We start from the raw sequence: 14,495 nt of genomic DNA, 5'->3' as shown, positions 1-14,495 counted from the left end.
ATGGGTGACATCATTTTACAAGGCCCACACCATTCTGCATGAAAATCTACAAGAACAGGTTTATCTTGATTAATTATTTCTGAAAACTGACTCATCTTATTCTTTATTAAAATTTACGCGCCAAATACCTCTCACTTCATTATCATGATACCCAATGGCCAAATCGTTCGGATAAAGCGCTTTTATGGTTTTATAAGCCTCTGCATCCAACTCTTTATTTGGTGTTCCATGACATTGTAAACACATAGTGTTGGTTGTAATTGGGTAGTAGAAAGTGACCTCTTTTTCAGTTTCATCTAAAATAGGTTTTGGCACTTCGTTATTTGCGATAGCTTTTTTAAAACTCTCTATATATCGTAACTCTATTGAACTTGCTTGATTCTCTGTATTTCTAGGTTTATCTGAGACCCGTTTAATATGGACGTTATGGGCAACCGACATGCTATCTGTTAAAGGATACGCTTGAATATTACAGAATTCAACAGCTGCATTTACTCCTTTTTCCTTAATGGTTCCCATAAGGTTTTTACCAAGTACGGCTTTAGTGTCAAATGCGTATTTCATTCCGAGTTCTTCGTAGTTTATTGCTAAATCTTTGGTTTCTTCAGTTGAACTTTCAGTAACCTCAATGGTTTCGGTTTTAGCTTGTTTGCAACTGGCTAAAATCAAAAGGAACGATCCAATAATAACTAAGTATTTTTTCATCTTAATAAAATTTAAAAGAACATTCATGCTGTTCTTAGATTGTCGATTTATACGCTTAAAACTATATCTCAATTCCTTATAGACTGTTTTGATCTATTTGAATTTTCCGGTAGCACAACTAATAAACGATTTTGTTTTAGACCTCATAGTATTTTCTTGTTCCACGGAAGGATAACCAATATGTTTCAGTTTTTCTTTAACATGAAGGGCATCGGCTTCCTCGATATAATGAAAGGACACTTTGCTTGCTTCTACATCTACGTTTACATCTGAAATATTCTTGATTTCAGACAATTTATTTGTGATGGTATTGGCACAACCTCCACATTTTAAATTTTGAACTATTACTGAGGTTCTCATTCGTCTTTTTTGTTATAATTTAAAAATCCGCCTTCTAAATCGTAGATTTCCTTAAATCCCATTTCTGAAAGCTTTTGTGCCGACTGGTTGCTTCTAACACCACTTCTGCAATACAAATAAACCGGCTTTTCTTTATCCAATTCATCAAATTCGTTCTGAAAATTATCAGAATAAAAATCAATGTTTTCTGCGCCCTCAATATGACCTTCTCCAAATTCCTCTGGAGTTCTAACATCAATTAGCTGAACGTCTTTGTTTTCTGTTTGTGTTTTGAAATCTGAAAGATTAAGTACGACGATGTTATCTTTTTCTTGTGCATTTGCATGATAAATCGAGCTTACAAGAAACAAGACTATTAATAAATGTTTCATTTTGACTTTTGGTTTTATCAAGTATAAAATTACATCCTTTATACCAGATTATTAGTAACATAAGTTACACAAAAAAAAAGAGTAACAAAACCTTGTCACTCTTTATATGAATAAAAAATTAACTTTTATTTTAAGGTCGAAGGACTCACATAATTTGTTGTTGGAATTCCACAAGTTTTAATTTCTGAAAATCCTCCTGCAACATCCACTAAATTATGAATGCCTCTACTTTTTAAGATAGATGCTGCAATTACCGATCTATATCCTCCCGCACAATGCACATAAAAGGTTTTATTATCAGGGAATTCAGCTAAATGATCGTTTAAGGAATCAAGCGGTGTAAAATGAACATTTTCTATATGTTCAGCAGTGTATTCCCCTTCTTTTCTAACATCAAATACAACATCCTTTATGTCGTTGTATCGAGTATTCAATTCTTGGGCAGAAATGGAGACAATGGCATCATATTCTGAGCCATTTTTTTTCCAAGCTTCAAAACTTCCATCTAAATAACCAATTACGTTATCGAAACCAACTCTTGATAATCTTGTTATTACCTCTTCTTCCCTTCCTTCTGGAGCGACAATTAAAATAGGCTGACTTACATCTACTATTAACGCCCCAACCCAAGGAGCAAATCCACCATCGATTCCAATAAAAATAGAACGAGGAATATGGCCTTTTACAAAATCATTCTGATGTCTTACATCTAAAACAATCGCTTCAGTTTCGTTGGCAGCAGCTTCAAACTCCTGAGGAGATAAAGGTTTTTGCGATTTTTGCATCACATCATCAAAACTTTCATAGCCTTGAATATTCATCATCACGTTTTGTGGAAAATATCCCGGAGGTGCACTTAAACCGTCTAATAATTCAGTTATAAATTCTTCTTTGGTCATATCCGCACGTAAGGCATAATTCGTTTTTTTCTGATTTCCAAGGGTATCTGTAGTTTCCTTACTCATGTTTTTTCCACAAGCAGAACCTGCACCATGATTAGGATATACAATTAAATCGTCGCCAAGAGGCATGATTTTATTTCTTAAGGAATCGAAAAGATATCCTGCCAATTTTTCTTGGGTTAAATCGGATGCTATTTTTTGGGCCAAATCAGGTCTTCCAACATCACCAATAAATAGGGTGTCACCCGTAACGATTCCATGTTCTTTTCCGTTTTCGTCAATCAACAAATAGGTGGTACTCTCCATGGTGTGTCCAGGCGTGTGGATGACTTTTATTTGGTAGTTTCCTACCTTAAAAATTTGTCCATCTTCGGCTATAATCGCTTCGTAGGCAGGTTTTGCTGTAGGTCCAAAAACAATATCCGCACCTGTTTTCCTTTTTAAATCTAAATGTCCGCTAACAAAATCGGCATGAAAATGTGTTTCAAAAATATATTTGATTTTTGCATGGTCCAGGTTTGCTCTTTTTATATAGGGTTGCACTTCCCTTAATGGATCAATAATTGCTGCTTCACCATTGTTCTCTATATAATAAGCAGCATGTGCCAAACACCCTGTGTAAATCTGTTCTATCTTCATTTTATTCTAGTATTTATCAATTATGCAAAATTAGTCATGTTATTCTTATTTAGGGGTAACATAGGTTACAATCTATAGTTACGTAGTGAGTTCTTTATATATAATATAAATTCCCATACCTAATACAAACCATCCAAATCCTTTTTTTAATTTCTTTCCATCTATAAAATTGGATAAATAAGTACCTATAAAAATCCCTACAACCGAAATGGCTGTAAAACCAAGTAAAAATAACCAATCTACTTCTAAATGCCCAAAATCTCCTGTAAAACCTATCAAGGAATTAATAGCAATTATTAAAAGCGAGGTGCCCACGGCCTCCTTCATGTCCAATTTGGCCAACGCTATCAAGGCTGGAATGATAACAAAGCCCCCTCCCGCTCCTACCAAACCTGTAAGCAAACCTATAACAACAGCTTGAATAAAAATTAATAGATAATTAAGTTTTACTGATTCCTTACTAATTTCTGAAACTTTTTTTGTTGCCATCATGGTCTTGGCCGCAAACAACATCATGAGGGCAAAAAGTGTCATGATAGCCATGTCTTTTGTAACTAGAAAGCTCTTTATTACAAATAGGTTTTCTGGAATTGCTGGTAGGATAAAACGTCTGGTTACATATACCGCAGTAAAGGCAGGTATGGAAAATATCATGGCTACTTTAAAATTCACCTGTTGTTTCTGAATCTTTTTTACGGTCCCAAAAGCAGACGAAACCCCCACAACAAAAAGAGAGTATGCCGTTGCCGTTACGGCATTAAAATAAAACAAATAAACTAAAACAGGAACAGTAAGTATAGAGCCACCTCCTCCTATTAAACCTAGAACAATTCCAATTAAAAGTGCTCCAATATATCCTAAGCTGGTATTTAAATCCATAAAAGTGTTCTAAACTAAAACCAAAAACAGCAACCTTTTATGGTTGTTTATTTTAAAGGAATCATCTGTTATAAATCTAATAAGGTAATTCGATTTCTATTGATTTTTATTTGATTATTTCTCTCTAAAGCTTTTAAAATGCGAGAGACAACAACTCTAGACGTATATAAGTCGTTTGCAATTTGTTGGTGGGTAACAACAATTTCCTCGTTGTGGTTTACCATGGCTTTATCTCTCAAATACTTCAAAATACGTTCGTCCATTTTCAAAAAAGCAATGGTATCTATAGCTTCTAGAAGTTCCGACATACGTTCGTTATAACTTTGAAGAATAAAATTTTGCCAACTTTTATATTTTCCCATCCACAGGCTAATGTGTTCAACGGGAATCATAATTAATGTGGTATCTGTTTCGGCTACAGCTCTAATTTCACTTCTTTTTTGTCCCATACAACAGGACAAAGTCATGGCACAGGTGTCTCCTTTTTCAATAAAATACAGGATCAATTCATCTCCATGTTCATCTTCCCTCATTATTTTAACAGCGCCGCTTATGAGTAAAGGCATGGATTTTATGTAATCGTCAATTTCTATGAGCTTGCTGCCTTCTGGAATTTCTTTAAAAACACCAACTTGGTTTATTTCCTGAAGTAGTTCGTCCTCAAACAAATAACCGTAATTAGCTTCTAAATGTTCTATCATCTTGGGTTGGTATAAAGTTTAATATTACAAATTTACGGTTTAACTATGAAAGGAAATCGATATTAATAAATATATAAAATCAGGTTTAACAACGCCTAACTTATTGAAAATGAATTATTAAAATAATGTTTAACAGTGTATTAACCCAAAAAACCATTTAAATTTTATATCTTTATAGCATGATAGCACAGGACAAATTAGAAAACGAAGTATTTTTGAAAGAATCTCTAACGTACTTAGAAAGAATGGGATTCAATAACATCCAAGCAGATGTTGATGGTTATGAAACACCAAAATCTTACCTTAAAAAAGGAAGTGATATGACACTAACTCCAGACATTGTTGCGGAAAAAGGCGGAAGAAAACATTATTTTGAAATAAGTTTAAAATCTGATGAACCAAAATTACTAAAATCTAAATGGAGATTTTTAGATGTTCTTACAAGAATGAAGGACGACAGATTTAAAATCATTACACGTCGCGGGCATTATAAGTTTACCCAAGACATGTTAGACGAATTAAATTTAGATAAAACTCCAATAAGACTTTAAGATATTATATTAACGAAATAAAAAAAGACTGCAAATTGCAGTCTTTTTTTATTTCACTTGTTTATTATTTCTTATAGAATTTTGCATATTTTCTATAGGCCAATAAGGCCAATACGGCTACAATTCCAAAAGCAATAAGTATAAATTTCACACTTACAATCTGGTCGCCACTCGCATAACTATGCAATCCTGCCAAGTAGAAGTTCACACCAAAATAAGTCATCATAATACTTGAAAAAGCTAAGATAGAAGCTAGGTTAAACGTAAAGCGTCCACGAAGTCCTGGAACCAAACGCATATGGATTACAAAGGCATAAATCATAATACTAATTAAAGCCCAAGTTTCCTTTGGATCCCAACCCCAGTATCTTCCCCAACTTTCGTTGGCCCACATGCCTCCTAAAAAGTTTCCAATAGTTAGTAATACCAAACCAACCGTTAAGGCCATTTCGTTTATAATAGTTAGCTCTTGAATGTTCAGGAGCATTTTGCTTTTATTTTCTTTAGTAGTAAAAATCATCAGAAATAAGGATACAACTCCCAACATCATGGCTAAAGTAAATGGTCCATAACTTGCCACAATTATCGACACGTGAACCATTAACCAATAACTATCTAAAACTGGTTGTAAATTGGCTATAGCTGGATCCATCCAACTCCAATGTGCCACCATTAAAATCATGGAGGTTACGAAGGCTGTTGCCGCAACGGTCAAATCACTTTTTCTACCAAAAAGCAAACCAAACAACATGGTAGCCCAAGCCACATAAATCATGGATTCGTAAGCATCACTCCAAGGTGCATGTCCAGAAATATACCAACGGGCTATTAAACCTAAAGTATGAAGTATAAACAGACCTAAAATAATGTATTTAAACGTTTTTATACTTGTATTTAAAACCCGACTCTTCTCTCTAAAGATTTGAACAATTATTAAAACAAACATCAATGCTGATCCATACATATACCAGCTATATAATTTCTTAAAGATGTCGTATTTATTATAACTTATCTCTGCTTGCACTTTTTTATCTGAAAGCATGACGCTACTTCCAAATTTATGCTGGGTCTTTTTAAAGGATTCTAACAGATCTTCTGCTTTAGAAAAATCTCCAGACTGCTTGGCAGAATTTAAGGTAATCAAATATGCACTAAAGCCATTGTTTACAAAGTTTGCATATAAGGAATCTTTAATTTGATCACGATAGTTGTCCCTTCTATATTCTGTTGAAGAAATCCATTTGTTGTTATAATCGTCTGGAATTGGAAAAATTCGTAAGGCGTAACCTTCTATGGTGTTGTACAATAAATTAACACGTTGGTCTGTTTCCTTAAATTCCTTTTGAAAACCATTTGGTATTTGTGCTTTATATGCTTCTTCTAAATAAGGAGCCAATTTATAAGCGCCATTTTCAGTAAAAAAGTTTACTAAGGACACATATTTCTGTCCTTCTTCTACACCAATTAATTTACGTATAGAATCTCCTTTTTGAGGTTTTAAATAAATAACCGGAACGTTATACCATAATAACGGACTTTCCTGAATAGATAAAAACACCTGATTGGCATCAAAACCTTCATACGTATCATGCTTGCTCAACTTACGAAGCATTTCAGACGCATAGGTGTTTATAGGCATCATTCGTCCTCCAGCATCCTGAATAACCAGATGTGCAAATTTATCGGCATGTGCCTTAGGTGTAATATTAACAGCTAAAATAGAATCTATTTGTGCTTTTGTTGGAGCTGTACTGTGTTTGTGATTATCGTTTTGAGCAGGTTCTTGAGCGTATCCGTGCAAACCAAAACATAAAAACAAGACCATTAAGGCTTTTGATTTTTTATGTTTCACGCGTTTCAGTTGACGTTTTAAATCGCCAAAACGTGTTCGTTTATCAAATAAAATGGCAATCATTCCAAAGTATAAAAAGAAATAACCAATATATGTTACCCAAGTTCCATAGAAATCATGGTTTACCGATAATCTTGTTCCCAATTCGTCTGGGTCAAATCCAGCTTGGAAAAATCTATATCCTCCATGATCCAAAATATGGTTCATATAAATACGGTAATCATAATCGCCAGTTTCTTTATCGATAACGGTTACTTCACTTGCGAAAGAAGAGTAGCTTTTTTCGGTTCCTGGATATTTATCGGCAACAAAATCATTTAATTTTATGCTAAATGGCAATTCAATAATTTTCGAACCATATTTAAATGCAATATCCAATCCTGCAATATGTACTTTCTCAAATGGCTTGCTGTACCCTTGTCCTCCTAATAATCCAACACGTTCTGTTTCACCATTGGAAGTTACTTTTAGTACCACACCATCTTCATCTCCTGCTAGCATTTCAGATTTTTTCACAATGTCAAAATGACCTTTTACAACGGGCTTTGGAAACACTATTTGCATGGTTCCTATAACATATCTAGAACGTAAAATAAGTGGCTGTATGCTATCTTTTACCAAATCTCCAGTTACTCCGGTTGCCATGGTCATATATTCTCCCTCAAAAGGAGATTGTATGGTTAAACCGTTTTCGGTAGAAGTAATATTAACAGCACCTGGCACTTCTTTATTTAAGGAAAATAACACATTGTGAATGCTTTGAACTTCTCCTGCTTCCAAGAAATGATTATGTGGCGCACCATCCCCACCAGCTTCAACAAGTTTCAGGTATTCTTTCCCGTTTTCATCTGGAACAACATCTTTTTCGGCACCTCCAATAAACTTTTCAAGTTCGAAAGTAACGTCTTGGTTGTTATAGTCGGTTTTATAGTGAAATTTATTTTTTAATCGATGGGAGAAATCAACTTCCTCTTCAACGATTTTTCTTTGGGCTTGGCCATTCACCATATAATCGCCATCAATATAAGCGGTGATATAGGTTTTATGCGATAAAATGGCATGTTCGGTTTCTCCTTCACGAATATTCATCATGCCTTCAAAACTGATATATCTGGTAATTCCAGCTCCAATAATAATTAAGATGAAGGATAAATGAAGCATTAAAGTGGCCCATTGATCCTTACGCCATAAACGATACTTAGGAATATTACCAATAAAATTAATCATGAAAACAAACAGAATGGCTTCAAACCACCATGTGTTGTAGATTAGATTTCTTGTATAAGGCGTTGGAGAGGTATCTTGACCAGCGTCCATAAAAGTTCCAATAGCCATGGAGGCTGCAAAAACTATGAACAAAACGGCTGTTAATCTGGTAGAAAATAAGAATTTAGTGATTTTATTTTGCATCATTTTGAGACTCTAAAATTTGGTCGAGCAAATTTAAGGTTTTTAGTTCATTTAATATGTTAAAAGCATAAAAAGAAGCCTGAACAATTGCTTTGTATAGCAAAACCAACTACGACCGTTTTATTTACTGAAAAAACTTTGAATTAACTAATTCTGTCTGGCTTGAAAAATATTTATGAACATAAAAGTGCTCATTTTTCTGGCCTTTTGCTGCGCTTTCATAGCATATTCACCTTCGTAAAGTTCGTTGATGGTTTCAAACCATAGGTTTAACCATTTCCCAAAGTGTTCTGATGTGATACTTTGGTCATTATCTCGATCAACATCTATATGAACAGCTAAAGGATTGCCATAATATTTATTTTCCAAGCGTCGGGTTGTGAATAAACTGGTTTCCCAAAAAGTAGTTAATTTATCTATATGTTCATCCCAGTCTTTAATGACCCGATTAAAAAAAGGCCCTAAAAACGGGTCTTTTCTAATTTTTGCGTAAAAAGTGGATACCAATAAATAGACATCTTCTCGAGTTCCTATATCTTCTTTTATCATTTCTAAATTTAAAACAGTCGTAAGACATTAATAATTATCAGTGCCACGTGCACCAATAATGTTGCTACTAAGAAGTTAAATATTACGTTGTTTTTTAATTGTGCGTAAACAACGGCATTATAACCCATAGCAAATACAACGCATAAAGTTAGTTCAAAAAAATGAAATGGTCCTGTTATACTGTTTTTTAAAATAAACATAGCTGCAATAGAGCCCAAACAACTTTGTAAAATAATGGTCAAAGGGATGTACAAAATGTAATTCTCTCTAAAATCGTGACGATAGTGATTTAAAATATTCATTTTCTTAGTGTTTAAAATTCTTCTTACAAAATTCTAAAACTTATCTTTGTTATTTTATGATTCAAATCATATACAAATGATACCAGTTAACATCTTAGAAACATATAATCCGTCCATAAAAACCTTTCATAAAGACGAAATTATTTTCAATGAATCTGATATAGCTAAATATTACTATCAGTTAAAATCTGGAAAAGTAAAAATGTTTAATCTTACGGAAGAAGGCAAAGAGTTTACACAGGGTTTTTTTGAGAAAAACACCTCCTTTGGTGAACCTCCGCTACTTGGCGCTTTTGATTATCCGGCAAGTGCCATGTGTTTAACAGATTGCGAGGTTTATGTTTTAGAAAGAAAAGTGTTTATAAAATTGCTAATAGCACAACCAGAAATACATTTAAAATTCACGAAATTACTTTGCAATAGAATGCTTTATAAGGCTAAAATTATGAAGGAATTATCCATTCATCCGCCAGAACATCGTATTTTAACCTTATTGCATCATTTAAAAGACACGTCTAATACGGAAGGATTGTATGAAGTCAAATTAACACGTCAGCAAATTTCAGATCTTACAGGCCTGCGTGTGGAAACTGTTATTAGAGCCGTAAAACATTTGGAAAAAACTAAAAAATTAATTCTTAAACAACGTAAAGTTTTTATTTAAAATACCTTTAATTTACACCCATGATTTCAGTAAGCATACTTGGCGCAGGAAATGTTGCTACACACCTATTTAAAGTGTTTTCAAAAACCAAAACAATTTCGGTAAAACAATGGTATAATAGGGATATTAGCAAAATAAGTTCTTTTCAAAATGAGGTTTCAATTACCGACAAACTTTCAGAATTAACCGAAGCCGACCTCTATCTGATTGCTATAAGCGATGATGCCATTTCAGATATTTCAGAAGCTTTGCCCTTTGAAAACCGCTTGGTGGCCCATACGTCTGGAAGCGTGAGTATTTACGACTTAGACAAAAAAAACAGACGTGGTGTGTTTTATCCACTTCAAACCTTTTCCAAAGCAGCTGAACTGGATTTTAAAAATGTGCCTATTTGTATAGAAACTATTGGCAAAAAAGACTATCCACTTTTAAAGTCACTGGCAGAAGCTATTGGTAGTGACCATTATAAAGTGAATAGCGACCAAAGAAAAGCGTTGCATTTGGCAGCCGTATTTGTAAATAATTTTACCAATCAACTGTATCGGATAGCGCATGAAATAACAGAAGCTGAAGGTGTGGAATTCGATATTTTAAAACCATTGATTTTAGAAACCGCTAAAAAAGTTCAAAATATATCACCTTTTCTGGCACAAACAGGGCCAGCGAAACGAAACGATAAAAAAACCATTAAAAGACATTTGGACCAGTTAGAAAATGAGGAACATAAAGCCATTTATAACTTGATGACCAATGCCATAAAAAAGACCCATGGAAAATAAAAGCTATAAAGAATACTTAGAACATATTACTACCTTGATTTTTGATGTAGACGGTGTATTAACCGATAGCACCATAATGGTAACCACAACTGGCGAAATGCTAAGAACCATGAATATTAAAGATGGTTATGCCCTAAAAACCGCTGTTGATAAAGGATTCCACGTGTGCGTTATTTCTGGCGGCAACAACGAAGGTGTTAGACTTAGACTGGAAGGCCTAGGTATTACAGATGTTTTTCTAGGCGTTCAAAATAAAATCGAGCAGTTAAATCAGTATATAGAAAAACAGCAAATAGATCTAAAAAACGTATTGTTTATGGGAGACGATCTTCCAGACTTTCCTGTCATGCAATTAGTTGGTTTGCCTTGTTGCCCACAAGATGCCGTTCAAGAAATTAAAGCCATTTCTAAATATGTGTCCCATAAAAATGGTGGTAATGGCGCCGTTAGAGATGTCATTGAACAAGTTTTAAAGGTTCAAGGAAAATGGTTGGATAACTTTAATGCCAAATACGATTAATAGCACTTTTTCGTTTTACTGAAAATAAAAAATAGTCTTAATAAAAAAATCACTAACTAACTTTATACTACAAATTTGAAACTTATAAATTTCTTAAATCTTATTCGTTATAAGAACTTAATCTTGATTGCGTTGGTTCAATTTTTAATAAAATACATGCTTTTAGAGCCATTTCTAGCGGCAACCAACTTAAGCGTGACCCTTAATTTATTTGGATTTATTTTATTGGTTTTGGCCACTGTTTGTATCGCAGCAGCTGGATATATCATTAACGACATTTACGATGTGGAAGTGGATACCGTTAACAGACCAGAACGCGTAGTTGTTGGACAAAGCATTTCGGAGAAAACAGCTAACATCCTATTTATTGTATTTAATGTTATTGGTGTTGGAATCGGCTTTTATCTTTCAAATCTTATTGGTAAAAATGGATTTTTTGCCATTTTTGTCATTATTTCTGCCTTGTTGTACGTCTATGCCTCATATTTAAAGCAGTTGCTATTAATTGGAAATATTGTAGTTTCCATTTTAGTGGCCTTAAGTCTTATTATTGTAGGTCTATTCGATTTGCTTCCAGTAATAACCCCAGAAAACCGGGAAACACAAATAACCTTTTTTAAAATTATTCTGGATTATGCCATTTTTGCCTTCGTCATAAATCTTATTAGGGAAATAGTGAAAGATATTGAAGATGTAGATGGCGAATACAAGGCTGGTTTTAATACCTTGCCCATTGCATTGGGTAGAAATAGGGCTATAAAAGTAGTTTTTGCACTTTCGGTCATGCTTTTATTTGGTGTGGTTTTTTATATTATCACCTTTTTGTATTCTCAATTATTGGTAGTTGCCTATTTTTTAGTATTTATTCTGGGACCTTTAATTTACTTAAGCATCAAATCTTACAGCGCCGAAACAAAAAAAGAGCTTCGTTTTATTAGCAACTTGCTTAAATTAATCATGTTAATTGGCATGTTTTCATTGGCACTATATCAATTTGTTTTACTAGGCTAATGTTAAACGAGAAACTAAAAAATCAGCATCTTATTTTAGCTTCAGGTTCGCCTAGAAGGCAACAGTTTTTTACAGATTTAGGTCTGGATTTCGAGGTGCGTTTAAAACCTGTAAATGAAGAGTATCCATCCCGATTAAAACATTTCGAGATCAGCGATTATTTGTCCCAATTAAAAGCGCTACCATTTAAGGATGAATTAAAGGAAAACGACATTCTTATAACCAGCGATACCATTGTTTGGCACAACAACCAAGCGCTTGGGAAACCTAAAAATAACATGGATGCCTTCAAGATAATTAAATCTTTAAGTCATGACACGCACGAAGTCATTACTTCTGTTTGTTTTACAACAACCAAACTTCAAAAAACGGTTTATTCTGTAACTAAAGTTACTTTTAAAGAATTGAGCGACAACGAAATTAAACACTATATAAAAACCTGTAAACCTTTTGATAAAGCTGGTGCATATGGCATTCAGGAATGGATTGGTCAAATAGGAATTACTAAAATTGAAGGTTCGTATTTTAATGTGGTAGGTTTACCAACACATCTGGTTTATCAAACTTTAAATACCTTGGTTTCTTCTTAAATATAACTTAAGGGACTACCTAGTTCCTTATTTCTAATATATCTTTGCCATACTAACTTAATAAAGAAAATGACATTTTTTGAAAATTATCAATCTGAATTTATTGCCAGTTTATTTGTATTAATATTCTTATTTATTATTCGGGTAATTTCCCATAAACTCATTTACAAACTAGGAAAAAAATCGGGTATTAACGATGCTAGAATCCATTTAATTAGTAGATACGCAACCGTAACCTTAATTTTAATAGCTCTTTTAATCGAGACCTTTATTTTTGGCGCACAGTTAAAAGATTTGGCACTCGTTTTTTCTTCGGTTTTTGCCGTTATTGGAATTGCCTTATTTGCAATATGGTCCATTTTGAGCAATATTACTTCTGGAGTCATCATGTTTTTTTCCTTTCCATATAAAGTAGGAGACAAAATCCAGATTCACGATAAAGACTTCCCTTTAGAAGCTATTATTGAAGACATTAGAGCCTTCCAAGTGCATTTAAGATTAGATAATGGCGATTTGGTGACCTATCCAAATAATCTATTGCTACAAAAAGCGGTGACATTAATTAAAAAAGATGCCATTGACGACGGCTCCAATGCTATTTAAATTATCCATATATTTATAGGAATATTTATACTTCATGGCTAAAAAGAGAACCAACAAATATAAAAAGCACATTAAGAAATCTCCCGGCTCTATTATTTATACCGGCAAAAAATCTACAAAACAACTCTTTATAGATGCTTTTGATTATGGCCCAGATTTTATAAACGAATTAGAGCTCAAATCGATTGAAGATACCTTTAATTTTAAAAATTCCAAGTCCAATTCCTGGATCAATATCAACGGCTTAAACCATATCAATGAAATTGAAAAGATTGGAAAACACTACAATCTGCATCCTTTAGTTATTGCAGACATTGCCAATATCTCTCAACGCCCAAAAATTGATATCTACGACGACTATATTTTCGTTATCCTTAAAATGTTGTATTACGATGAAAACGAAAACATTAAGATTGAACAAATAAGTTTGGTGTTAGGACCTAATTACATCCTCACATTCCAAGAAATGGAAGGAGATGTTTTTGACAATGTTAGAGAGCGACTACGTATAGAAAATGGTAGGATTAGAACCCTTGGAGCAGATTATTTGCTCTACGCTCTAATCGATGCTATTGTGGACCACTACTACATTGTTAGCGAAACCATGGGAAACAAAATTGAGGACCTGGAAGAACTTTTATTTAATGGAAATCTTCAGGACGATTTAAGTCAACAAGTTTTAAGCCTAAAAAAGGAAGTGTTGAAAGTACGTCGAACCATCTTCCCCATTCGAGAAATTATTAGTCGGATTGAAAAAAATGAACATGCCTTAATTAACCCAAATTCCATTCAGTATTATCGGGATATTTACGATCATGCCTTTCAATTATCCGATGCTATCGAAATTTATCGAGAAATGATCTGGAGTTTAATGGACATGTACATGACCACCATTAGCAATAAAATGAACGAAGTCATGAAAGTGCTTACCATCATTGCCACAATTTTTATTCCCTTAACTTTTATTGCAGGTATTTACGGAATGAATTTCGATAATATGCCAGAACTACATTATAAATACAGCTACTTTATTCTTTGGGGAGTAATGATTTTAATATTTATTGGTATGATCTACTATTTTAAGAAGAAAAAATGGCTTTAATAGTT

The 14,495-nt window shown here is 33.6% G+C and carries 18 protein-coding genes; 8 read left to right on the top strand and 10 right to left on the bottom strand.

Annotated elements, in window-relative coordinates:
- From VKY47_RS08160 to VKY47_RS08130, 7 genes are all read right to left on the bottom strand, one after another.
- On the bottom strand, nucleotides 1-95 hold a 95-nt coding region (locus VKY47_RS08160; protein WP_324311901.1), incomplete at its 3' end, for a thioredoxin family protein.
- A 1-nt stretch (nucleotide 96) separates the two neighbouring features.
- Nucleotides 97-705 carry a Tll0287-like domain-containing protein gene (locus VKY47_RS08155; protein ID WP_324311898.1) on the bottom strand — a complete coding sequence of 203 codons (609 nt, stop codon included), beginning with the start codon at nucleotides 703-705 and terminating at the stop codon, nucleotides 97-99.
- A 93-nt stretch (nucleotides 706-798) separates the two neighbouring features.
- Complete coding sequence (locus VKY47_RS08150; RefSeq protein ID WP_324311897.1) at nucleotides 799-1,065, bottom strand: heavy-metal-associated domain-containing protein; 267 nt, start codon at nucleotides 1,063-1,065, stop codon at nucleotides 799-801.
- A complete protein-coding gene (locus VKY47_RS08145) occupies nucleotides 1,062-1,436 on the bottom strand; it encodes a rhodanese-like domain-containing protein (RefSeq protein ID WP_324311896.1) in 375 nt (124 codons plus the stop codon). The genes VKY47_RS08150 and VKY47_RS08145 overlap by 4 nt, the downstream gene beginning before the upstream one ends.
- 125 nt (nucleotides 1,437-1,561) lie before the next feature.
- On the bottom strand, nucleotides 1,562-2,977 hold the full coding sequence (locus VKY47_RS08140; RefSeq protein ID WP_324311894.1) for an MBL fold metallo-hydrolase: 1,416 nt from the start codon (nucleotides 2,975-2,977) through the stop codon (nucleotides 1,562-1,564).
- 78 nt (nucleotides 2,978-3,055) lie between these two features.
- Nucleotides 3,056-3,856: a sulfite exporter TauE/SafE family protein gene (locus VKY47_RS08135; protein ID WP_324311893.1), complete on the bottom strand. Its 801-nt coding sequence runs from the start codon at nucleotides 3,854-3,856 to the stop codon at nucleotides 3,056-3,058.
- Nucleotides 3,857-3,924: 68 nt separating this feature from the next.
- Nucleotides 3,925-4,557, bottom strand: coding sequence for a Crp/Fnr family transcriptional regulator (locus tag VKY47_RS08130; protein ID WP_324311892.1), 633 nt, complete (start codon nucleotides 4,555-4,557; stop codon nucleotides 3,925-3,927).
- Between the two features lie 179 nt (nucleotides 4,558-4,736).
- Here VKY47_RS08130 and VKY47_RS08125 point away from each other — a divergent pair, with 179 nt between their 5' ends.
- Entirely contained in the window at nucleotides 4,737-5,108 is a 372-nt protein-coding gene (locus VKY47_RS08125) for a hypothetical protein (protein ID WP_324311890.1), read from the top strand.
- A 64-nt stretch (nucleotides 5,109-5,172) separates the two neighbouring features.
- On the opposite strand, the gene VKY47_RS08120 is transcribed toward VKY47_RS08125, so the two are convergent.
- The 3 genes from VKY47_RS08120 to VKY47_RS08110 all read right to left on the bottom strand — a co-directional run bounded on the left by VKY47_RS08120 (nucleotide 5,173) and on the right by VKY47_RS08110 (nucleotide 9,221).
- Nucleotides 5,173-8,370: a cytochrome c biogenesis protein gene (locus VKY47_RS08120; protein WP_324311900.1), complete on the bottom strand. Its 3,198-nt coding sequence runs from the start codon at nucleotides 8,368-8,370 to the stop codon at nucleotides 5,173-5,175.
- A 147-nt stretch (nucleotides 8,371-8,517) separates the two neighbouring features.
- On the bottom strand, nucleotides 8,518-8,919 hold the full coding sequence (locus VKY47_RS08115; protein ID WP_324311889.1) for a group III truncated hemoglobin: 402 nt from the start codon (nucleotides 8,917-8,919) through the stop codon (nucleotides 8,518-8,520).
- 8 nt (nucleotides 8,920-8,927) lie between these two features.
- Nucleotides 8,928-9,221, bottom strand: a complete 294-nt coding sequence (locus VKY47_RS08110) for a hypothetical protein (RefSeq protein WP_324311887.1) — start codon at nucleotides 9,219-9,221, stop codon at nucleotides 8,928-8,930.
- Between the two features lie 76 nt (nucleotides 9,222-9,297).
- On the opposite strand from VKY47_RS08110, the gene VKY47_RS08105 reads away from it, so the two are divergent.
- The 7 genes from VKY47_RS08105 (at nucleotide 9,298) to corA (ending at nucleotide 14,490) form a co-directional block, all read left to right on the top strand.
- On the top strand, nucleotides 9,298-9,885 hold the full coding sequence (locus tag VKY47_RS08105; RefSeq protein ID WP_324311885.1) for a Crp/Fnr family transcriptional regulator: 588 nt from the start codon (nucleotides 9,298-9,300) through the stop codon (nucleotides 9,883-9,885).
- Between the two features lie 20 nt (nucleotides 9,886-9,905).
- Complete coding sequence (locus VKY47_RS08100; RefSeq protein WP_324311883.1) at nucleotides 9,906-10,664, top strand: Rossmann-like and DUF2520 domain-containing protein; 759 nt, start codon at nucleotides 9,906-9,908, stop codon at nucleotides 10,662-10,664.
- Nucleotides 10,654-11,184 (top strand): KdsC family phosphatase, encoded by a 531-nt coding sequence (locus VKY47_RS08095; protein WP_324311881.1) that lies wholly within the window; start codon nucleotides 10,654-10,656, stop codon nucleotides 11,182-11,184. Before VKY47_RS08100 ends, VKY47_RS08095 begins: the two co-directional genes overlap by 11 nt.
- Before the next feature lie 75 nt (nucleotides 11,185-11,259).
- Nucleotides 11,260-12,195: a geranylgeranylglycerol-phosphate geranylgeranyltransferase gene (locus VKY47_RS08090; RefSeq protein ID WP_324311879.1), complete on the top strand. Its 936-nt coding sequence runs from the start codon at nucleotides 11,260-11,262 to the stop codon at nucleotides 12,193-12,195.
- On the top strand, nucleotides 12,195-12,785 hold the full coding sequence (locus VKY47_RS08085; protein WP_324311878.1) for a Maf family nucleotide pyrophosphatase: 591 nt from the start codon (nucleotides 12,195-12,197) through the stop codon (nucleotides 12,783-12,785). The genes VKY47_RS08090 and VKY47_RS08085 overlap by 1 nt, the downstream gene beginning before the upstream one ends.
- Before the next feature lie 69 nt (nucleotides 12,786-12,854).
- Nucleotides 12,855-13,388 carry a mechanosensitive ion channel domain-containing protein gene (locus tag VKY47_RS08080; protein WP_324311876.1) on the top strand — a complete coding sequence of 178 codons (534 nt, stop codon included), beginning with the start codon at nucleotides 12,855-12,857 and terminating at the stop codon, nucleotides 13,386-13,388.
- A gap of 34 nt (nucleotides 13,389-13,422) precedes the next feature.
- Nucleotides 13,423-14,490 carry a magnesium/cobalt transporter CorA gene (gene corA, locus VKY47_RS08075; RefSeq protein WP_324311874.1) on the top strand — a complete coding sequence of 356 codons (1,068 nt, stop codon included), beginning with the start codon at nucleotides 13,423-13,425 and terminating at the stop codon, nucleotides 14,488-14,490.
- The last annotated feature ends 5 nt before the right edge of the window (nucleotides 14,491-14,495 follow it).

Source organism: Xanthomarina sp. (assembly GCF_035306705.1).
Classification (GTDB): Bacteria; Bacteroidota; Bacteroidia; order Flavobacteriales; family Flavobacteriaceae; genus Xanthomarina.
This window is presented reverse-complemented; position numbering and strand designations above follow the sequence as displayed.

Bases quoted from the DNA above. Each gene is read 5' to 3' on its own strand.
- VKY47_RS08155 (WP_324311898.1), bottom strand. From the start codon at position 705: ATGAAAAAATACTTAGTTATTATTGGATCGTTCCTTTTGATTTTAGCC.
- VKY47_RS08150 (WP_324311897.1), bottom strand. From the start codon at position 1,065: ATGAGAACCTCAGTAATAGTTCAAAATTTAAAATGTGGAGGTTGTGCC.
- VKY47_RS08145 (WP_324311896.1), bottom strand. From the start codon at position 1,436: ATGAAACATTTATTAATAGTCTTGTTTCTTGTAAGCTCGATTTATCAT.
- VKY47_RS08140 (WP_324311894.1), bottom strand. From the start codon at position 2,977: ATGAAGATAGAACAGATTTACACAGGGTGTTTGGCACATGCTGCTTAT.
- VKY47_RS08135 (WP_324311893.1), bottom strand. From the start codon at position 3,856: ATGGATTTAAATACCAGCTTAGGATATATTGGAGCACTTTTAATTGGA.
- VKY47_RS08130 (WP_324311892.1), bottom strand. From the start codon at position 4,557: ATGATAGAACATTTAGAAGCTAATTACGGTTATTTGTTTGAGGACGAA.
- VKY47_RS08125 (WP_324311890.1), top strand. From the start codon at position 4,737: ATGATAGCACAGGACAAATTAGAAAACGAAGTATTTTTGAAAGAATCT.
- VKY47_RS08120 (WP_324311900.1), bottom strand. From the start codon at position 8,370: ATGCAAAATAAAATCACTAAATTCTTATTTTCTACCAGATTAACAGCC.
- VKY47_RS08115 (WP_324311889.1), bottom strand. From the start codon at position 8,919: ATGATAAAAGAAGATATAGGAACTCGAGAAGATGTCTATTTATTGGTA.
- VKY47_RS08110 (WP_324311887.1), bottom strand. From the start codon at position 9,221: ATGAATATTTTAAATCACTATCGTCACGATTTTAGAGAGAATTACATT.
- VKY47_RS08105 (WP_324311885.1), top strand. From the start codon at position 9,298: ATGATACCAGTTAACATCTTAGAAACATATAATCCGTCCATAAAAACC.
- VKY47_RS08100 (WP_324311883.1), top strand. From the start codon at position 9,906: ATGATTTCAGTAAGCATACTTGGCGCAGGAAATGTTGCTACACACCTA.
- VKY47_RS08095 (WP_324311881.1), top strand. From the start codon at position 10,654: ATGGAAAATAAAAGCTATAAAGAATACTTAGAACATATTACTACCTTG.
- VKY47_RS08085 (WP_324311878.1), top strand. From the start codon at position 12,195: ATGTTAAACGAGAAACTAAAAAATCAGCATCTTATTTTAGCTTCAGGT.
- VKY47_RS08080 (WP_324311876.1), top strand. From the start codon at position 12,855: ATGACATTTTTTGAAAATTATCAATCTGAATTTATTGCCAGTTTATTT.
- corA (WP_324311874.1), top strand. From the start codon at position 13,423: ATGGCTAAAAAGAGAACCAACAAATATAAAAAGCACATTAAGAAATCT.